Source organism: Reyranella soli (genome assembly GCF_007992495.1).
Classification (GTDB): Bacteria; Pseudomonadota; Alphaproteobacteria; order Reyranellales; family Reyranellaceae; genus Reyranella; species Reyranella soli.
Genome location: NZ_BKAJ01000072.1, coordinates 35,986 through 55,214 on the forward strand (window position 1 = coordinate 35,986; position 19,229 = coordinate 55,214).

Below are 19,229 nucleotides of genomic sequence, written 5' to 3' on the forward strand. Positions count from 1 at the left end.
TCAGAGCGCCGCAACACCAAGGACGGGAACGCCGGAAGCACCCGGCCGGCGCACACCCAGCAGCTTTCGCGCGTCGTCCATGCGGTTGGCGCGGAGGCAGGCGCTCAACAGGGTGAAGTCGATCAGGTCGTGTTGCGCCCGGCTGCCGCCGATGCGTTCGTTTTGTCCCGCGAGCGGCGCCAGCGCCTCGATAGCGCCGGAATAATCCCCGCCTTCGAAAGCCGCGAAGCCGCGCGCCAGCGCGGGAAGATAGGAGCCTGACGGGTAGCGGCCCGCTTGCGCCAACGCCTCGATCTGGCGGGCCCGCGCGTCGGCGGAGGACTCATCCTGCATGACGGCCTGGGCCAGGACGACATGCAGATCGGCGAGCCCGTTGCCCGGCCGCGGCAACGCCTGGCGTGCGAAGGCGTGCAGGGCGCGCCAAGCCTCGGCGTCGCGCGGATGGCCCGCGAGCTCGGCCCGCCACAGGAATGCCGCGCCGTCGGAAACTTTCTGCTGGGGGCCGCCGCTGTGCCGGTCGAGGGCGATGGCATCACGATAGAGCCGCGACGCTTCGGTCCAATTGCCGGCCTGGATCTCGAAAAGCGAGAGATGCCAGCTGAGATGACCGTGGAAAAAGCCCTCCCGCGGATAGGTGGCGAGCCACGAGGAGAGGAAGGCCCTCGCCGTCTCCAGGTCACCGCTCTCGTAGCAGATATGAGCGACGCCATGCGCGCCATGCGCGTTGTTCGGGTTGGCCGCCACGGACTGCTCGATCTTCTTGCGCGCCAACGCGAGCTGCCCATCCTCGGAGAGCGACATGGCGTGATAGGAGACGAACCAGAAATCGTCGCCATAGGCTGGCGCCAGGCTGTCCATCAGGGCGGCGATCCGCTGCTTCTGCCCGAGTTGGCCCGAGCCGCCAATCAAGCCATTGGGGTTCGCAGCACTGGCGACCACCAGGGCATCGCGCGGCCACGCCGCCAGATGGGCATACAAAGCCGAGAGCGCGGCCTCGATCTCGCCCGCGAAGACAAGGTCGAAGAAGGCGATGTGGCTTGCCTCACGCTCGGACACGCCTGCAGCGAGATCCTTGGCGGCCGCCAGCGCTGCCCGTGCGCCCTGGACGTCGCCCTGCCTCAGCAGGACTTGCGCCTTGCCGGCGTGGGCCAAGGCAAAGCCGGGATCGGCGGCGATGGCCCGGTCGTAGGCTTCCAGCGCACCGGGATAGAAAGTGAGCGCCAGGCCCGAGGCCTCCACGTAGGCATCCCGTGCGGCAGCCGATGCCGTCGTCAAGGCAAGGTCGTAGCGATCCTTCAGCATGACACACTCGTTCGTTTGCGCCGCGCACTCGACGGTACCATCAGACGATCGCAATCGCGAGGTTCCTGCCGGCAGCCCGGTGTCAATGGGCGAAACTTCGACCCTTCGCGTTGTCACTGTTTGGTTTCAATTCGGGCGTCGACAACCCTTGCGAGCTATCCCGCGCAGCAGCAAGCTCAATACCTGTTCTGGCGGCAAGGAGGGGATGCCCGATGGACAATATCAGCCGCGCCATTGACAGCGCGCCCGACGTTCCGGCCCAGGTGGCCCTTATGGTTCTCGTCAGCCTGTGGGGCTTCATGAGCTGCTCGGCCGTTCTCTCGTTCATGGCTATTGGCCCATAGGCCACTGCCTCGGGCGGAACCTATCCCAAGGGCCAGCTATCGCCGGCCCGACGAAGGGTGCATTGATCGCCTCACCAGGAGGTGATTCATGAAGATCGTCATCATCGGCGGCACCGGCCTGATCGGCTCCAAGACCGTTGCCATTCTGCGCCGCGCGGGCCATGAGGTCGTCGCGGCTTCGCCCAACAGCGGCGTCAACACCATCACCGGCGAGGGCCTCAAGGAAGCCCTGACCGGCGCGCACGTGGTGATAGACCTCGCAAACTCACCGTCCTTCGAGGACAAGGCGGTGCTGGCCTTCTTCGAGACTTCCGGCCGCAACCTGCTCGCGGCGGAGGCTACCGCCGGCGTCCAGCACCATGTCGCGCTTTCCATCGTCGGCACCGACCGGTCGCCCGACAACGGCTATTTCCGCGCCAAGGTCGCGCAGGAGAAACTGATCACGGCATCCGGCATTCCCTACACCATCATCCGCTCGACTCAGTTCCTGGAGTTCCTGCGCGGCATCGCCGCTGAAGGTACGAAGGGAGATAAGGTCAGGATTTCGTCCGGCCTGTTCCAACCCATCGCGTCGGACGATGTTGCCGCCATCGTCGCCGAGGTGGCGCTCGGGGCGCCGCGCAACGGCATCGTCGAGATCGCCGGTCCGGAACGGGCGCCGTTCAACGAAATCATCGCCCGTTATCTGAAGGCGATCGGCGATCCGCGCGAGGTCGTGCGCGACCCCGAGGCGCGTTACTTCGGCAGCCGCGTCGAGGAGCGCTCGCTCGTGCCGCTGGGCGAGGCGCGCCTCGGCCGAATCGGCTTCGACGAATGGCTCCGCCGCTCGCAGGCGGCAGCCTGATCCGCATCGGCCAATCGCAGGAGAATCCCATGAAGCGCATCTTCTGTTCACTGCTTCTCGCCACCTTGCCGTTCGGCAGCGCCCTCGCAGACGAGGCGGGGTTCAAGAACGCCAAAGTGACCCTCGTCGACCAGTACGAGCTGCCGAACGTGCCCGGCAAGAGCCTGCGCGCGGTGCTCGTCGAGTACGGGCCGGGTGGCGGGTCGCCGTCCCATCATCATCCGTCGTCGGCCTTCATCTATGCGCGCGTGCTCGAGGGCGCGATCCGCAGCAAGGTGAACGACGGGCCGGAGCGCACCTATCAAGCCGGCGAGAGCTGGACCGAAAGGCCGGGCGATCATCACCAGGTCAGCCAGAACGCCAGCACCACGGCGCCGGCGAAGCTGCTTGCGGTGTTCGTGGTCGACACGGCCGACAAGACGATCGTGATTCCGGACAAGTAGTCGCCTTCCGGCCGTCAGCGGGCTTCTGACGCCGTGGCCTATTCGTGTTCGTTCGCCGGTTTATCCCCCGTGGGCTTTGTCTCAGAGGGCGCCTGCATACAATAGCGACATGCAAGACCATGCCGAAACGATGATCTTCCACATCCGCGGGACGGATCCCAGGAACAGCGAGCAGGTGGTCTATGAGTGCGTCGGCTTTCCCATGGCGCACGCCAAGGCTGCCGAGCTGCGCATGAGCGGCTTCAAGGACGTGGTCACCTCGGTGGCCGCGCACGAGATGGAGCAGCGGACGACCTGACGGTCTAGCGAGGCCGGACCGCCCCCATCTTCGCGCGCACCTCGGCCGGCACGGCGTAGTCGTCGAGGACCTGCTGGGTGAAGCGAAAGCCGCTGCAGTCGCGCTGCACGACGAAGTTCCAGAGGGCGTAGGCCGCCGCATCGACGAGACTTGCTCGTTGCGCGTCGCTGCTGCCCCCTCGCCGATCGAAGGCCTCCAGCGCATCGAGGGCAGCCCGCAGCTCGCGGCCTAGGCGGCCGATCGTCGAGGCCTGCTCCTCGAGGATCTCGTATTGAAGGACGTCCCAACCAGTTTTCGGGCGCATCACGACACCCCCTGTTCGAAGATAGTGCACGGGCTGGTCGTCGGGCGCGATGCGCCAAGTTGGCGCCTTGGCGAGCGCGCCAGCCCCTCTGTTATGCGTTCCGGCCGGCTTGAACGGGCCAATCCGCGGGCCTAGCCTCGGCGCTCGGCAGTGGACGCTCGATTGTTGAGTTCAGTCCGCGTGCGTCTCCTGTGCGACACAAGTGAGGAGACACCAATGAGACGGCAGGAAACAGCTCTAGCGAAGGCATGCCTGGCAGGCGTCATCGCAGCCGTGTTCGGCTGCGCTTCGATGGCGGTGCAGGCTCAGGAACTCAAGAAGTACGATTCGAGCGGCAAGGACTTCTGGCTCAAGCCGCCGCCCGACTGGTTCCTCGGCGACGAGAACAAGGAGCAGAAAGGCCAGACTCCCAACCCGGGCCAGCCGACTCCGACACCCAAGGCCGAGCTCGACAAGATCCTCGCCGGCATCAAGCTGCCGCCCGGCTTCAAGATCGCGGTATGGGCCGACAGCGTTCCGCAGGCGCGGCAGATGGCATGGGGCGACAAGGGCACGCTGTTCGTCGGCACCTTCGACAAAGGCACGGTGCATTCGGTCAGCGGGCCGGACGGACAGAAGGTCGTAAAACCCTTCATCACCGGCTTGCGCATGCCGACCGGTGTCGCCTTCCAGGACGGCGCGCTTTACGTCGTCGATATCGACAAGCTCTATCGCTACGACAATCCCGAGGCCAACCTCGAGAGGGCGCCGGAAGGCAAGGTCGTCTACGACGACTTCCCGCCCTACGTGCCGCACGGCTGGAAGTACCTGGTGCCCGACGGCAAGGGCTGGTTCTACATCCCCGTCGGCGTGCCCTGTAACATCTGCCTGCCGCCGGCCAGCACCGGCCACTATCGCCGCGTCGATCCCAAGACCGGCGCGGCCGAGATCGTGGCGCTGGGCGTGCGCAACAGCGTCGGCGGCGCAGTCGATCCCAGGACCGGCCAGCTCTGGTTCACTGACAACGGGCGTGACTGGGTCAGCGACGACCTGCCGAACGACGAGCTCAACCGGGTGAGCAAGATCGGCGAGCATTTCGGCTATCCGTACTGCCACCAGGGCGACCTTGCCGATCCCAAGTACGGCGCCGATCGCAAGTGCTCGGAGTTCACGCCGCCGGTGTACAAGCAGGGCCCACACATCGCCGGTCTCGGCATGAAGTTCTACACCGGCGACATGTTCCCGCCGGAATACAAGAACGGCATCTTCATCGCCCAGCACGGCTCGTGGAACCGGGCGAAGAAGCTCGGCTATCGCGTGCTCTTCCTGTCGGTCGATCCCGACGGCAAGAACCCGAAGGAACAGGTCTTTGCCGGCACCTGGCTCGACGACCAGAAGATCCTGGGCCGTCCGGCCGACGTCCTGCAGGCGCCCGACGGCTCCCTGCTGGTCGCCGACGACCAAGCCGGCGCGATCTATCGCATCAGCTATCAGAAGTGACGCCAACGGCGTCATCCCGACCAAGGCCCGAAGGGCCGCGTGGAGGGATCTCCTCTTGAACAACTCGCGTTGAAGAGGAGGTCCCTCGACTGCGCCGCCCGAAGGGCGGCTCCGCTCGGGATGACGGGAGTTTGTTATGCGTTCAGTCGTAACCGCCTTGTTCGTGATGTTCGCAGCGCCGGCGTACGCGCAGTCGCAGCCGCCCATCAAGGCGCCGGCGATTGCCCAGACCTGCATCGCCTGTCACGGCATCCGGGGCATCTCGACCAGCAAGGACTCGCCCTCGCTGGCGGGCCAGCCCGACATCTTCACCCAGTACCAGCTCGTCTTCATGCGCGACGGCCAGCGCCAGCCCGGCGTCATGGCGGGCATCGTGAAGACGCTCACCGACGAGAACATCCGCGAGCTGGGCGCCTACTACGCGGCCTTGGCCCCGCCGCCGCCCTTCGCCAAGGCCGAGCCGGTCGACGCCGCCAAGGCGAACGCGATCATGGGGCCCCGGCGCTGCGCCAACTGCCACAAGGACGATTTTTCCGGTCAGGGCGAGACCGGGCGACTGGCCGGCCAGCGGCCCGATTACCTCATCAAGGCCCTGAAGGACTTCCGCTCCGGCGCGCGGCGCGGCCGCGGCATGGGCGCGATGATGGAGGTGTCAGTCACGCTGCAGGACGAGGACATCGCGCTTATCGCCCACTATCTGGCGGCCAAGCCTTGACACATTCTTCGAATCCTCGACATCATCCCAAAGCCACTTCCAAGGAGACCCGCCATGGCTTGGAAAACACCGCGTATCGTCGAGATCGCCGTCGGCATGGAAATCAACTCGTACGCTTCTGCCGACTTGTAGTCGCTGCTTCCGTCGCGGCCGATAGTCCGCGGCGGTCACCGTGAAAGCCGTTGTTCTGGGGGCCGCCGCCGGCGGCGGCTTCCCACAATGGAACTCTAACGCCGAGGCATGTCGTCGTGCACGCGCCGGGGATAGCAAGGCCGCGGCCCGGACGCAGGCCTCGCTCGCCGTGAGCGGCGACGGCGAACGCTGGTTCCTGATCAACGCCTCCCCCGACCTTCGCCAGCAGATCCAGGCGCAGCCGATCCTTCATCCGCGACGGGCGCTGCGCTCCTCGCCGATCGAAGGCGTCATCCTGACCGGCGCCGACGTCGACGCCATCGCCGGCCTGCTGCACCTGCGCGAACGCCAGCCCTTCTCCCTCTACGCCACCCAGCGCGTGCTGGACGTGCTCGACGCCAATCCGATCTTCGGCGTGCTGTCGCCGGAGTGCGTTCTCCGCGAGGAAGTGCCGCTCGGCCAGCCATTCACGCTCAGCCATCTCGACGGCAGCGCGAGCGGGCTGGAGGTCGAGCTGTTCGACGTTCCGGGCAAGGTCGCGTTGTACCTCGAAGGCGGGCGCAACACCGATCTCGCCGGCCAACCGGGCGACACGGTCGGCGTAGAAATCCGCGCCGATGGGCAGCGGCTGATCTACATCCCGGGCTGTGCGCGCATGACCGATGCGCTGCGACGGCGGCTCTCCGGCGCCGCGGTGGTGCTGTTCGACGGCACGCTGTGGCGCGACGACGAGATGGTGGCGCTCGGGCTCGGCCCCAAGACGGGCCAGCGCATGGGCCACATGAGCGTCAGCGGTCCGGACGGCACGGTCGCCGCCTTCCGCGACATCCCGGTCAAGCGCCGCATCCTCATCCACATCAACAACTCCAATCCGATCCTGCTCGATGATTCGGCCGAACGCATCGCCGTCGAGAAGGAAGGATGGGAAGTCGCCTATGACGGCATGGAGGTCAGTCCATGAATGCCGATTTGGGGAGCGATCGCCTGCTGGCACCTGACAAGCTCGAGGCCGAGCTGCGCGCCATCGGCGCGGTGCGCTACCACCATCTTCATCCGTTCCACAAGCTCCTGCACGCAGGCAAGCTCACGCGCGCGCAGGTCCAGGCCTGGGCGCTCAATCGCTACTATTACCAGGCGATGATCCCCATCAAGGATGCCCACGCGCTGGTGCGGCTGCCGACCTCGGAGCTGCGCCGCGAATGGCGCCGGCGCATCATCGACCATGACGGCGACGGTCCCGGCAAGGGCGGCATCGAGCGCTGGCTGAAGCTGGCCGAGGGCGTCGGGCTCGATCGCACCTACGTGCAGTCGACCGAGGGCATTCTTCCCGGCACGCGCTTCGCAGTCGAGGCCTACGTCAACTTCGTGCGCGACCGGCCGATCCTGGAAGGCATCGCGTCGTCGCTGACCGAGATGTTCTCGCCCGACATCATCGCCGATCGCGTGCGCGGCATGCTGGCAGGGTATTCCTTCATCACCGAGGAGACGCTGGCCTACTTCACGCCGCGCCTCACCCAGGCGCCGCAGGACGTCGACTTCGCGCTCGGCTACGTCAAGCAGCACGCCACGACGCGCGCCGACCAGGAGGCCGTGCTGGCGGCGCTGCGCTTCAAGTGCGACGTGCTGTGGGCGCAGCTCGACGCGCTGCATTTCGCCTATGTCGAGCCGGGCCTGATACCGCCCGGCGCCTTCGTGCCGGAGGGGAAATGATGGACCGCCTCGTCGTCTCCGCTGAGAGCGTGCTGAACTTCGCGCCGCACATCGTGTTCCGCTTCGACGAGGTGCGGAAGCGGTGGATCATCCTGGCGCCCGAGCGCTTGATGCTGCCCGACGAGCAGGCGGTCGAGATCCTGCAGCTGGTCGACGGCAAGACCGGCGTTTCAGGGATCGTCGATTCGCTCGCCGCCCGCTACAGTCAGGCGCCACGCGATCTTATCGCCAAGGACGTCACCGCCATGCTGCAGGACCTCGCCGACAAGGGATGTCTCGCCGGTGCCGGCCCGGGTTGATCCGCCGCTCGCCCTGCTCGCCGAGCTGACGCATCGTTGTCCGCTCGCCTGCCCCTATTGCTCCAACCCGGTGAACCTCGAACGCGCCGCGGGCGAGCTTTCCGAGCAGGACTGGCGCCGCGTGCTCGCCGAAGCGGCCGCGCTCGGCGTGCTGCAGGTGCATTTCTCCGGCGGCGAGCCGATGGCGCGGCGTGATCTTTTGGCCCTGATCGGCGAGGCGAACGGGCTCGGCCTCTACAGCAACCTCATCACCTCCGGCGCCTTGGGCGGCGCACGCGAGATCGAGGCCTTCGCCAAGGCAGGGCTGAAGCACGTGCAGCTGAGCTTCCAGGACTTTTCCGCCGACAACGGCGATCGCATCGCCGGGCTTTCAGGCGCGCATGACCGCAAGACGCGCTTTGCGGAGGCAGTGCGCGCCGCCGGCCTGCCGCTCACGCTCAACCTGGTCGTACATCGCCAGAATCTCGACGGCGTGCCGCAGATGATCGAGATGGCGCTGAAACTGGGCGCGCGGCGCGTCGAGATCGCCCATGTCCAGTACTATGCCTGGGCATTCGCCAACCGCGCCGCTCTGCTGCCGACCCGCCGCCAGCTCGACCAGGCCACCGAGGCTGTCGAGGCGGCGCGCCAGCGGCTGAAAGGCGTGCTCACGATCGATTATGTCGTGCCCGACTATCACGGCGTGCGGCCGAAATCCTGCATGAGCGGCTGGGGTCGCCAGTTCATCAACATCATGCCGTCGGGCATCGCCGTCCCATGCCATGCCGCCGAGACGCTGCCCGGCATCGCCTTCCCCTCGGTGCGCACGAACAGCCTTTCAGACATCTGGCACGAGTCCGATGCCTTCAACCGCTTCCGCGGCACCGACTGGATGGCCGAGCCTTGCCGCAGCTGCGATCGGCGCGAGATCGACTGGGGCGGCTGCCGCTGCCAGGCCTTCCTGCTGGCAGGCGACGCCGGCCGCACCGACCCGGTCTGCACGCTGTCGCCCGACCACAGCGTGGTCGCGGCCGCGGTGCAGGAGGCCGAAGGCCTCCCGCCGGCGTTCGTTTATCGGCGTTACAGTAACGCGCCTACTTCGACGCGTCCTTCGGGCGAACCGAATCGGCAACGCCCTGGATGAAGGCGGTGAGCTTGACCACGTCGTCCTCGCTGAGCTTGCCGGTGAAGTTCGGCATGCCACGCGCGGCGTAGGCGTCGCTGAACACGATGGTCTTGAGATTGCGGATCGGATCGGCGCCGACATAGGCGAGGTTGCGGACATTGCCGCCCCGGTCGACGCCGGGCACGCCGTGACAGATCGCGCAGTTGGAGACGTAGGCCAGCGTGCCCGGAGCGACGTCGGCCGGATCGTACTTCACGCCCGTCAGCAGGTTCTCCATCTGGTACTTGGTGAAGGCCGGCGGTGCCGCCTTGCCGCCCACCGCGAAGGTGTAGACGGTGCCCGGGTTGTTGGTCTCGGTGGCGCGCGCCGTCACGCCGTAGACGCCGCCCCAGCCCACCGCCACCGAAACGTACTGCTTGCCGTCGATCATGTAGGTCGATGCCGCGGCCACCACGCCGGTACCAGTCGGCTTCTCCCACAGCTTCTCGCCGGTCGTGGCGTTGTAGGCGACGAAGCGGCCGTCGGCCGTGCCCTGGAACACGAGATTGCCCGCCGTCGTGAGCGTGCCGCCGTTCCACGGCGAGACATGCTCTTGGCGCCAGGCCTCCTTCTGCTTCACCGGATCCCAGGCGATCAGCCGGCCGAACATCGGCGCGGTGGGCGGCGTCGCGTTGATGTCGTAGCCCACGTTCCAGCCGAGATTGCCCATGAACTCGCCGGGCTTCTTGGCGTCATGCTTCCAGTTCTTCTGGCCGGTCAGGTTTACCGGGATGTTCTGCGCCGGCAGGTAGACCAGCCCGGTGCCGGGATTGAACGACATCGGATGCCAGTTGTGCGCGCCATAGGGGCCGGGAACGGTGTCGAACGGCTTGTCCGGCGAGCGCGCCTCGGCCACCTCGATCGGCCGGCCGTTGGCGTCGTAGCCGGTGGCCCAGTTCACGTCGACGAAGTTCTTGGCCGAGATGAACTCGCCGTTGGTGCGGTCGATGACGAAGAAGAAGCCATTCTTGGGCGCGTGCAGGATGACCTTGCGCGGCTGCCCGTCGATCGCGATGTCGGCCAGGATCATCGGCTGGGTCGACGTGTAGTCCCAGTTGTCGCCGGGCGTTTCCTGGTAGTGCCACAGGTATTTGCCGGTATCGGCATTGAGCGCGACGATCGACGCCAGATAGAGATTGTCGCCGCCGGCCGGGCTGCGCAGGTTGCGGTTCCACGGTGAGCCGTTGCCGGTGCCGAGATACACCATGTTGAGGTCGGGGTCGTAGGTGATGCTGTCCCACACCGTGCCGCCGCCGCCATTCACCCAGTAGTTGCCGGCAGGGTCCCAGGTCTTGGCCGCCGCCGCCATCGACTCGTCTTCGAAGGGTTTGGCAGGATCGCCCGGCACGACGAACCAGCGCCACGCCTGGTTGCCGGTCTCGGCGTCGTAGGCGGTGACGTAGCCGCGCACGCCATACTCGGCGCCGCCATTGCCGATGATCACCCGGCCGTTGGCGACGCGCGGCGCGCCGGTGATCGTGTAGGAATGCTTGTGGTCGATGATGGTGTCCTTTTCCCACACCTTCTTGCCCGTCACGGCGTCGAGGGCGATCAGCCGCCCGTCATAGGCGCCGACGAAGACCTTGCCCTTGTGCAGGGCAACGCCGCGATTCACGACGTCGCAACAGCCGCGGTAGCCCTTGTCGCGCGCCACCTCGGGATCGTAGGTCCAGATCTTCTTGCCGGTGCGCGCATCGATGGCATGGACGACGCTCCACGGCGCACTGACATACATGATGCCGTCGACCACGATCGGGGTCGCCTCGACGCCGCGCGCCGAGTCGAGATCGTAGGACCAGGCCAGGCCGAGCTCCTTGACGTTGGAGGCGTTGATCTGGTCGAGCTTGCTGAAGCGCGTCTCGCCGAAATCGAGGCCGATGGCAGGCCAGTCCTTCGACGTGGCGGCATTGCTCTTGATCCAGTTGCCGTCGACCGCCGACGTGACGGCCTTGATGTGACCGGGCGAGCCCTTGGCATCCTGGGCCATGGCGCCGGAGCAAAAGGCCAGCGCCGCTGCGCCCGCCAACAGCAGAGTACGTGTCATGGAAACCTCCCGATTGGCCTGTGGTGGACCAAGCGCGTTTCCGAACGACGCAGGACGATGACGATAGCGAGAGGACGACGAACTCGTACGCGACAGTTGCCGATGACTATTGCGTCGCACGCGCTCAAGTGGATGGTGCGCCCGCGCCGGCAAACTCGTCAATGGGTCGCTAGATATGCACGATTACGACGCGGCCATGGTCATGCAGCAAGGGACCGACGCAGGATGCGGCCGCTGTCGTAGCGCCAGACCGCGAGGGCCATGGCGACGACGGTCATCACGACAGTGGCGACGAGGGCCGTGATGTCGAGCCGGCCATACAGGGCGAAGCGGACCAGCTCGACGGCGTGGCTGAACGGATTGAGCCGCGCCACCTCGGCCAGCACGGCATTGGCGTCGCTGAGGCGCGACAATGGATAGAGCGCGGTCGAGCCGAAGAACACGGGGAAGATCACGAAGTTCATGACGCCCGCGAAGTTTTCCAGCTGCTCGACCAGCGACGACAGCAGCAGTCCCAATGCACCCAGCATCAGGCCCGCCAGGATGACCGCCGGCAGCGCGTAGAGATAGCCGCTGAGCGGCGGCCGCACGCCCCACAGCCAGGCGCAGGCCAGGAAGGCATAGACCTGGGGCAGCGCCACGATGACGCCTGCCACCAGTCGGCAGGTCAGCAGGTACCAGAGCGGCTGCGGGCTCACCAGCAGCACCTTCATGCTGCCCATCTCGCGGTCGAACACCATCGACAGGGCGATCTGCATGCCGTTGAACAGCAGGACCAGCCCGACCAGCCCGGGCACGATGTAGTCCTCGTACGCAACGCCGGGCCCGTAGGGTGGTGTGCCTGACAAATCGACCATCGTGCGCAGGCCGGTGCCGAAGATCACCAGCCAGACCAGCGGTCGCACCAGGGAGGCGAAGAAGCGGCTGCGCTGGCGCAGGAAGCGCAGGAACTCGCGCTCGACGATGCCGACGAAGCAGCGCAGGGCCTTGGCCGTCATGATGCGAGGCCGGCGAAATAATCGGGCAGCGACGCGGCCGCGATGTCGCGACGATCGTCGCGAACCTGGCCTTCGTGCAGCACGATCGTGCGGTCGCCGGGCTCGACCTCGTCCGGCAGGTGAGTCGCCCACAGCGCCGTCGCCCCCTCCTCGGCACACTGCGCCCGCACGCGCTGCACGATGGCGCGACGGCTCGGGACGTCGAGGCCCACCGTCGCCTCATCGAGCAGCAACAGGCACGGCCGGTGCAGCAAGGCGCGCGCGATTTCGACGCGGCGGCGCTGGCCGCCGGACAGGGTGCGCACCAGATCGTGCATGCGCGCGGCGAGGCCGAAGCGCTCGAGCTCCTGCTCGATCCGCTTGCGTGCATCGCTGCGCGACAGGCCGTGCAGCGCGGCGTGGTAGCGCAGCGACTGGGCTACCGTGAGATCGAGATCGAGCGCCGACTGCTGGAAGACGAAGCCGCAGCCGGCGAGGGCGGCGCTCCGTCCAACCTCATGCCCGAGCACACGGATCGATCCCTGCTGCAGGCCGAGCAGGCCTGCGATCAGCGAGAACAGCGTCGTCTTTCCTGCGCCGTTGAGGCCGAGCAACAGGACGAAGTCGCCGGGTTCGATCGAGAACGAGACTCCCCGCAGCGCCGGCTTGCGGTACGCATGGCTGACGTCACGGATCTCGAGCGCGCTCACTGTCGCGCCGAAAAGTAGGCGAGATCCGGGATGTCGGCGTCGGGAATGGGCTGCATGACGTCGCCCATCGACGCGTCGTATCCGGGACGCTGGTTGGTCTTGTATTCGCGCAGCGTCTTGACCAGGAAATCCTCGCGTTGACCGGCGATCCGCGGCACGGCTTCGCGGCCGGCCAGATCGGGGGCGTGGCAGACGTTGCAGCGATATTGCTGAACCAGCGCCTGCCCGCGCGCCATGCGCGCCGGATCGGCCGCCTCGTTTGCCGGCGCCGGCGGCGGCAGCTTGGCCAGCGCGTCGGCGAAGGTGCGCAGGTCGTCGTCGCTGAAACCCTTCACGGCCTCGTTCATGATCTCGTGGCGCCGCAGCTTCTCCCGAAAGAGGAAAAGCTGGATAAGAAGGTAAGGCGAAGTCTGCGCGCCGAGCGACGGGACCTCGGGCACGGCCGATTGCCCGTGCTCGCCGTGGCACGCCAGGCAAGGCGCAATGCGCTCCTGCAGCGCCTCCGCCCACGCACACGACGTCCAGGCGTAGAGCAGGATCAGGACAACCGGCTTACTGTGCGCGGCTGACACGATAGACGGCGCCGTTGAAATCGTCGGACACGAGCAACGAGCCGTCAGGCATGGGCAGGACGTCCACCGGACGTCCGACGTAGTTGTTGTCCTGGATGAAGCCCGTCATGAAAGGCTCCATCGACCGGAAGGTCCCGTCGTCGTTCAGCTTGATGGCCAAAACGTCGCCGCCGACCTTCACCGTGCGGTTCCAGGAGCCGTGCCGCGCGAGGAAGAGCACGCCGCGATAGTCATCGCCAAGGCCGTTGTCCGTGTAGAACTTCATGCCGAGCGCGGCCGAATGCGGGCCGACCAGGGTGACGGGCGCCGTGAACTCGCTGCACGACCGCCCCCAACCGAATTCCGGATCGGTGAAATTGCCCTGATGGCAATAAGGGAAGCCGAAGTGATCCTTGCCGGGCTGGGTGACCCGATTGAGCTTGTCCTCCGGCACATCCTCCGACAGCCAGTCGCGCGAGTTCTCGGAGAAATAGAGCTGCTTCAGCGTCGGATGCCAGTCCATGCCGACGATCTGGCGAATGCCGTGGGCGTAGACCTCGAGGCCCTTCCCGTCGAGGCCGACGCGATAGATCTTGGTGTGGCGGTCCGACGGCATGCAGATGTTGCAGGGCGCGCCGACCTGAAAATAGAGCTTCTCGTCAGGTCCGACGGTCAGGTATTTCCAGCCATGCGGCTCGTCCTTCGGCAGACCGTCGAGGATGACGGTGGGCTTCGGTGGACTGTCGAGATTGTCCTCGATCTTGTCGATCCTGGAGATCTGCGAGAGCTCGGCGATGTAGAGCGTGCCGTCGTGCAGGGCGATGCCGTTCGGCCGATGCAGGCCGGAGGCGATCACCTTCACCTCGCGCTTGCCGTCCTTGGTGACGATGGCATGCACCTTGTCCTGCACGCGGCTCGAGACGAAAACGGTACCCTTGTCGCCGAGCCGGAGCGTGCGCGCGTTGGGAACGCCGGCCGCATAGACCTCGATCTTGAAGCCATCCTTGACCTTGAGCTTGTCGAGCGGAAGCTTGTCTGCCGGCGTGGGCAGCGGCGGCGGTGCGATCGGCGCCAGCTTGGAATCGACGATGGCCGCCGGCATGCCCTGCTTCCACGGTGGCGAGTCGGCCGCCTGCTGGGTTTGCGCCTTGGCGGCGGCGCTGACGACCAGAAACCCGATCAGGCCGATGCCGATCGCACGCATTGAAGAGAAAATGCCTGCACTTTGCATGACGGCGCCTCCCTTGCGATCTTGGTTGTCTTCTCTGATCGACCGCCTATTCCGCGGCTTTGGGCATGGCCTCCTCTACTTCGGCGAAGCGGCGCAGGGCTTCGGCCATCTTCGCGCGGCCGTCTACGCCGGTCGCCACCACGTCGACCATGGTGAACGACGAGTGGAAGTGTCCGCCCGCCTGGAGCTGCTCTACCGGTACGCCGGCAGCGGCCAAGGCTTCGGCATAGGCGATGCCCTCGTCGCGCAAGGGATCGAACTCGCAGGTCACCACGAACGCGGCGGGCAGGCCCTCGAGCTTGCCGCGCAGCGGCGACGCGCGCGGATCGGTCCGGTCGGCCGGCGAACAGTAGAGGTCCCAGAACCAGTACATCAACGAGCGCGTCAGGAAGTAGCCCGTCGCGTTCTCGACGTAGGATGGCCGGTCGAACGTGCAGTCGGTGACCGGGTTTACCAGGAGCTGGCCGGCAATCGATGGTCCGCCGCGGTCGCGCGCCAGCTGACAGGTCACTGCCGCGATGTTGCCGCCGGCGCTCCAGCCTGCGACCAGCAGCGGGCCGGGCCGGCCACCGAGTTCCGCGGCGTGCTCGCCAATCCAGCGCAGCGCCGCGTAGCCGTCCTCGGCTGCCGCCGGAAAGCGATGCTCCGGCGCGTGCCGGTAACCGACGCTGACGAAGATCATGCCGCTGCGCCGGCACATGTCACGGCAGAACGGATCGTCGGACTGCGCATCCCCCAGGACCCAGCCGCCGCCATGGAAATAGACCACGATCGGATGCGGTCCCGGCGTCGCCGGTCGATAGAGGCGGTACGGCAGTGGACCGTCGGCGCCGGCCAACGTGCCGTCTAAAACCTCGCCGACCGGCCGGCCGGCGGGACGGGTCGCGTTGAACTGGGCGACGAAGCCGCGCGCGCCCTCGGCGCCGAACGATTCCAGTGGCGGCAAGTTCAGGTCGGCCAGCATGTTCAACACCAGCCGCACGTCGGGCTGCAGTCGAACGATCTCGCCGTCGTCGCATTGCGCGGCGCCATTGGGGCCGCTCAGCGTGAAGCCCAGCATGCCGCGGCTCACGACCTCGTCGCAGATCGTGCGGTAGGGGCCGACGCCGCCCGGATAGGGCATCAGGCCCGGCGCCTTGCCCGGCACGTTCGCTCCTGTGTACCAGGTGTTGGCCAGCCGATGCAGCGTGAGCTGCGAGCAGTCGGCCATGTGCCGCGCCCAACCGGCCTGGGCCGCTTCGGTCGCCTCGATGGCGGTGAACCCCGCCTCGCGCATCGCCATCAGGCAGTCGACGACCCAGTCGGCGTGCTGCTCGATCGACACGACCATGTTCGAGAACACCGACGGGCTGCCGGGTCCGGTGATCATGAACAGGTTGGGGAAGCCGGCCACGGTGAGCCCGAGATAGGTTTTAGGCCCGCTGGCCCAGACGTCGGATATCGATTTCCCACCGCGCCCCGCTATCGGATGGACCGACGTGATCGCGCCGGTCATGGCGTCGAAGCCGGTGGCGAACACGATCACATCGAGATCGAAACTGCGCCGGTCGGTCTTGATGCCCGACGCCGTGATCGCCTGGATCGGCTCCTGCCGCAGGTTGACCAGGGTGACGTTGGGTCGGTTGAACGTCGCGTAGTAGTCGGTCTCCAGACACGGGCGCTTGGACCCGAAGGGATGGTCGCGCGGCGTGAGCGCTTCCGCCGTTTCGGGATCCTTCACGATCGAGCGGATCCGCTCGCGCAAAAGATCGGACGCCAGCGCATTGCCCTCTAGGTCGCCGCCCTGATCGGCCCACAGCTGGCTCAGCATGGCGACGAGATCGCCGGCGGCCAGCGCCTTCTCGAAACGCTGGCGACGTTCGGCCTCGCTCAGCTGCCAGCTGAACTCCGTGGCCCGCTCCAACGGCACGCCGGTCAGCGACATGCGGGCCTGCGCACGATAATCGGCGCGGTCTTTTTCCAGCGCCGCGACCCGATCGGCCGGCGACGGGCCGTTGTGCGCCGGGAAAGCGAAGTTCGGCGTACGCTGGAACACCGTCAGACGCGCCGCCTGCTCGGCGATCTTTGGGATCGACTGGACGCCCGACGACCCCGTGCCGATGACCGCGACGCGCTTGCCGGCAAGCTCGACGCCGTCATGCGGCCAGCGGCCGGTGAAGTAGATCTCGCCCTTGAAATCGCCGACGCCGTCGATCTCCGGCGGCTTGGGCGCAGAAAGGCAACCGCTCGCCATGATGTAGTAGCGGCAGGACACGGGCTTGCCGTTGTCGGTCGTGAGCAACCAGCGTTGCGCGGCCTCGTCCCAGGTCGCCGTCAGTACCTTGGTGCCGAAGCGGATGTCGCGCCTGAGGTCGTAGCGATCGGCGACGAAGCCCAGGTAGCGCAGGATCTCGGGCTGGGTTGCGTACTTCTCCGACCAATGCCAGGCGCTCTCCAGCTCCGGATCGAAAGTGTAGCTGTAGTCGGTGGTCTGGATGTCGCAGCGGGCGCCGGGATAGCGGTTCCAGTACCAGGTGCCGCCGACATCGTCGGCCGTGTCCAGCGCCACGGCCGTGAAGCCCGCCCGGCGCAGGCGAATGAGCAGATACAGGCCGGCAAAACCGGCACCGACCACGGCGACGTCGACCTGTTGCGCATCCTGCGCGCCGGCGGCGCCCATCTCACTTGGCGTCTGCGAAGCACTTGGGAGTGGCATGATGGCGCTCCTCCTGTTGCGTCTTGTTCGGATGGAACCGACTGGCTCCGGCAGCAATAATGCCCCCGTTTGCTCACGGCGTCGATTCATCGGAGAACAGCATGAAGCTTGCGGGAAAAATCGCCCTTGTAACCGGCGGGTCGCGCGGGATCGGCCGCGCCACGGCGCTGGCCTTCGCGGCCGAAGGCGCGGACATCGCCTTCTGCCATCTGAACGACGACGCCAAGGCCGACGAAACCGCCGGCGAAATCCGCGCTCTGGGTCGGCGCACCCTGCACCGCTCGGTCGATGTTGCGGATATCGCGGCCGGACGAGGCTTTGCCGAACAGGCGGCACGCGAGCTGGGACCGATCGACATCCTGTTCAACAATGCTGGCATCAACATCCGCAAGCCCTTCGAGGGCTACACCGAGGAGGAGTTCGACCGCATCTTCGCCGTCCATGTGAAGGGGATGTTCTTCATGGCCCAGGCGATCTACCCGGCGATGGTGGCTCGCGGACAGGGCTGCATCATCAACGTCGCCTCGCAGCGTGGCCTGAAGGGCGCAGTGAACTCCGCACCCTACTCCTCCGCCAAGGCCGCCATCATGGGCTTCACGCGCGCGCTGGCGTGGGAAGCGACACCGAAGGGCGTCCGCGTCAACGCCATCGCGCCCGGCCCGGTCGTCACCGACCTGACGGCGACCATGACACCCGCGGATCGCCAGGCCTTCATCGATGCCCTACCGGTCGGCCGCTTCGGCCGGCCGGAGGAAATCGCCGCGACCGCCCTGTTGCTGGCCGGTCCGGACGGCGGCTTCTATGTCGGCGCGACGCTGTCACCCAACGGCGGCGACGTCATGTACTGAGACGCCGCCCGACAGTGCATGCACTGCCGTCAGTGGTGCGGGAGGTTAGCGCCCTTTCCGCCCTTTCCGGTAGTCCCTGCGTAGCGGATTGCACTGGCGTGCCCCCCTATTAGTTGGGCACCACAGATGCATGATACAGCCCCGCTGTCATCCCAAGCGCAGCGCCTGCTCTGAGCGAAGCCGAAGGGAGGGACCTTTCCTGCTGCCTAAAGGCCCCTCGCTTCGGTAAGCGCGGGGTAACCCCCGCGCCGGGTGACAGATTCCTCTGCCGCGCGCAGTGTCGGCGGCAGCCTTTTGGTCTCGGATCAACGATGCATAGAGCGGGAGCGTCAGGGAGCAACGCAACGATTCAACAATATAACTACAGTGCCCATTTGTCAACCACTGTGGTCAAGGTCAGCCAGTTTCGTTTTCGCGAGTTTTTGCGCGCCATAGAGGGGTCTGAAGCGCAATAACGCCACGCCTTGTGTCGCCGGCCGCGAGTGCCAGCACTGCTTTCAACCCGCCGGATCTGCTGATCAACCGCGGCGCGCCGCCTCGATCTTGGCGACGTCGATCTTCCTCATGTCCATCATCGCGTCGAACGCGCGCTTGGCTTCATCGCCGCCGGCCGCCATCGCCTCGGTCAGCACGCGCGGCGTGATCTGCCAGGAGAGGCCCCACTTGTCCTTGCACCAGCCGCACGCGCTCTCCTGGCCGCCATTGCCGACGATGGCGTTCCAGTAGCGGTCGGTCTCCTCCTGATTGTCGGTGGCGATCTGGAACGAGAAGGCTTCGTTGTGCTTGAACATCGGTCCGCCGTTGAGGCCGATGCAGCGGATGCCGGCGACGGTGAACTCGACCGTCAGTACGTCGCCCTTCTTGCCGGACGGAAAGTCACTGGGCGCACGAAAAACGGCGCCCACCGAGCTGTCGGGAAAGGTCTTGGCATAGAAGCGGGCCGCATCCTCGGCGTCCTTGTCGTACCAGAGGCAGATCGTGTTCTTCGCCGTTGCCATTACATGTCCTTTCGCGTTTGAACCAAATATCAGCTAGTCTCGAGGTAGGTTGCCCAGTCGGATTTCTCCACCCTCGAAGTGAAGACGATCTAGCGGCTGTCACCCCGACCGAAGCGAGAGGCCTTTACGGCAGCAGTGAAGATCCCTCGCTGCGCTCGCGA

At 66.4% G+C, this 19,229-nt stretch carries 20 protein-coding genes and 1 pseudogene; 12 read left to right on the plus strand and 9 right to left on the minus strand.

From position 1 onward, the window contains the following. Positions 1-1,302 carry a tetratricopeptide repeat protein gene (locus RSO01_RS20335; protein ID WP_147151283.1) on the minus strand — a complete coding sequence of 434 codons (1,302 nt, stop codon included), beginning with the start codon at positions 1,300-1,302 and terminating at the stop codon, positions 1-3. Positions 1,303-1,514: 212 nt separating this feature from the next. Between RSO01_RS20335 and RSO01_RS49505 the strand changes: the two genes are divergently transcribed. The 4 genes from RSO01_RS49505 to RSO01_RS20350 all read left to right on the plus strand — a co-directional run bounded on the left by RSO01_RS49505 (position 1,515) and on the right by RSO01_RS20350 (position 3,231). Beyond that, positions 1,515-1,646 carry a hypothetical protein gene (locus RSO01_RS49505; protein WP_281291478.1) on the plus strand — a complete coding sequence of 44 codons (132 nt, stop codon included), beginning with the start codon at positions 1,515-1,517 and terminating at the stop codon, positions 1,644-1,646. 88 nt (positions 1,647-1,734) lie between these two features. Then, positions 1,735-2,490, plus strand: coding sequence for an SDR family oxidoreductase (locus RSO01_RS20340; RefSeq protein ID WP_147151284.1), 756 nt, complete (start codon positions 1,735-1,737; stop codon positions 2,488-2,490). A 29-nt stretch (positions 2,491-2,519) separates the two neighbouring features. Next, positions 2,520-2,933, plus strand: coding sequence for a cupin domain-containing protein (locus RSO01_RS20345; protein WP_147151285.1), 414 nt, complete (start codon positions 2,520-2,522; stop codon positions 2,931-2,933). A gap of 109 nt (positions 2,934-3,042) precedes the next feature. Further along, positions 3,043-3,231, plus strand: coding sequence for a hypothetical protein (locus tag RSO01_RS20350; RefSeq protein WP_147151286.1), 189 nt, complete (start codon positions 3,043-3,045; stop codon positions 3,229-3,231). Between the two features lie 4 nt (positions 3,232-3,235). Here RSO01_RS20350 and RSO01_RS20355 read toward each other — a convergent pair whose 3' ends face one another. Beyond that, positions 3,236-3,535, minus strand: coding sequence for a DUF6665 family protein (locus tag RSO01_RS20355; protein WP_147151287.1), 300 nt, complete (start codon positions 3,533-3,535; stop codon positions 3,236-3,238). Positions 3,536-3,751: 216 nt separating this feature from the next. On the opposite strand from RSO01_RS20355, the gene RSO01_RS20360 reads away from it, so the two are divergent. The 7 genes from RSO01_RS20360 to pqqE all read left to right on the plus strand — a co-directional run bounded on the left by RSO01_RS20360 (position 3,752) and on the right by pqqE (position 8,993). Beyond that, positions 3,752-5,014 (plus strand): PQQ-dependent sugar dehydrogenase, encoded by a 1,263-nt coding sequence (locus RSO01_RS20360; protein WP_147151288.1) that lies wholly within the window; start codon positions 3,752-3,754, stop codon positions 5,012-5,014. Between the two features lie 136 nt (positions 5,015-5,150). Further along, the gene (locus RSO01_RS20365; protein WP_147151289.1) at positions 5,151-5,729 is read left to right on the plus strand and encodes a c-type cytochrome; all 579 of its coding nucleotides are present in this window, start codon (positions 5,151-5,153) and stop codon (positions 5,727-5,729) included. 54 nt (positions 5,730-5,783) lie between these two features. Further along, a complete protein-coding gene (gene pqqA / locus RSO01_RS20370; protein WP_143077125.1) occupies positions 5,784-5,861 on the plus strand; it encodes a pyrroloquinoline quinone precursor peptide PqqA in 78 nt (25 codons plus the stop codon). A 40-nt stretch (positions 5,862-5,901) separates the two neighbouring features. After that, the gene (pqqB, locus tag RSO01_RS20375) at positions 5,902-6,822 is read left to right on the plus strand and encodes a pyrroloquinoline quinone biosynthesis protein PqqB (protein WP_147151290.1); all 921 of its coding nucleotides are present in this window, start codon (positions 5,902-5,904) and stop codon (positions 6,820-6,822) included. Further along, positions 6,819-7,571 (plus strand): pyrroloquinoline-quinone synthase PqqC, encoded by a 753-nt coding sequence (gene pqqC, locus RSO01_RS20380; protein WP_147151291.1) that lies wholly within the window; start codon positions 6,819-6,821, stop codon positions 7,569-7,571. The genes pqqB and pqqC overlap by 4 nt, the downstream gene beginning before the upstream one ends. Then, complete coding sequence (pqqD, locus tag RSO01_RS20385; RefSeq protein WP_147151292.1) at positions 7,568-7,870, plus strand: pyrroloquinoline quinone biosynthesis peptide chaperone PqqD; 303 nt, start codon at positions 7,568-7,570, stop codon at positions 7,868-7,870. Before pqqC ends, pqqD begins: the two co-directional genes overlap by 4 nt. Further along, entirely contained in the window at positions 7,854-8,993 is a 1,140-nt protein-coding gene (gene pqqE / locus RSO01_RS20390) for a pyrroloquinoline quinone biosynthesis protein PqqE (protein WP_147151293.1), read from the plus strand. Before pqqD ends, pqqE begins: the two co-directional genes overlap by 17 nt. Here pqqE and RSO01_RS20395 read toward each other — a convergent pair. From RSO01_RS20395 to RSO01_RS20420, 6 genes and pseudogenes are all read right to left on the minus strand, one after another. Further along, positions 8,944-11,058 carry a PQQ-dependent dehydrogenase, methanol/ethanol family gene (locus tag RSO01_RS20395; protein WP_147151294.1) on the minus strand — a complete coding sequence of 705 codons (2,115 nt, stop codon included), beginning with the start codon at positions 11,056-11,058 and terminating at the stop codon, positions 8,944-8,946. The two genes, pqqE and RSO01_RS20395, sit on opposite strands and share 50 nt — an antisense overlap. A 200-nt stretch (positions 11,059-11,258) precedes the next feature. Beyond that, on the minus strand, positions 11,259-12,056 hold the full coding sequence (gene pedC / locus RSO01_RS20400) for a lanthanide ABC transporter permease protein PedC (protein WP_147151295.1): 798 nt from the start codon (positions 12,054-12,056) through the stop codon (positions 11,259-11,261). A 212-nt stretch (positions 12,057-12,268) separates the two neighbouring features. Beyond that, positions 12,269-12,745: pseudogene (locus RSO01_RS20405) on the minus strand (ATP-binding cassette domain-containing protein); the annotation flags it as partial. Then, a complete protein-coding gene (locus RSO01_RS20410) occupies positions 12,742-13,317 on the minus strand; it encodes a c-type cytochrome (RefSeq protein ID WP_246158613.1) in 576 nt (191 codons plus the stop codon). The gene RSO01_RS20410 and the pseudogene RSO01_RS20405, both read right to left, overlap by 4 nt. Then, the gene (locus RSO01_RS20415) at positions 13,298-14,500 is read right to left on the minus strand and encodes a PQQ-dependent sugar dehydrogenase (RefSeq protein WP_308933094.1); all 1,203 of its coding nucleotides are present in this window, start codon (positions 14,498-14,500) and stop codon (positions 13,298-13,300) included. Before RSO01_RS20415 ends, RSO01_RS20410 begins: the two co-directional genes overlap by 20 nt. 73 nt (positions 14,501-14,573) lie before the next feature. Further along, positions 14,574-17,222, minus strand: a complete 2,649-nt coding sequence (locus RSO01_RS20420; RefSeq protein ID WP_373867932.1) for a flavin-containing monooxygenase — start codon at positions 17,220-17,222, stop codon at positions 14,574-14,576. 101 nt (positions 17,223-17,323) lie between these two features. Between RSO01_RS20420 and RSO01_RS20425 the strand changes: the two genes are divergently transcribed. Then, entirely contained in the window at positions 17,324-18,070 is a 747-nt protein-coding gene (locus tag RSO01_RS20425) for an SDR family NAD(P)-dependent oxidoreductase (RefSeq protein ID WP_170303215.1), read from the plus strand. Positions 18,071-18,588: 518 nt separating this feature from the next. Here RSO01_RS20425 and RSO01_RS20430 read toward each other — a convergent pair. After that, positions 18,589-19,068: a VOC family protein gene (locus tag RSO01_RS20430; protein ID WP_147151299.1), complete on the minus strand. Its 480-nt coding sequence runs from the start codon at positions 19,066-19,068 to the stop codon at positions 18,589-18,591. Positions 19,069-19,229 lie beyond the last annotated feature (161 nt).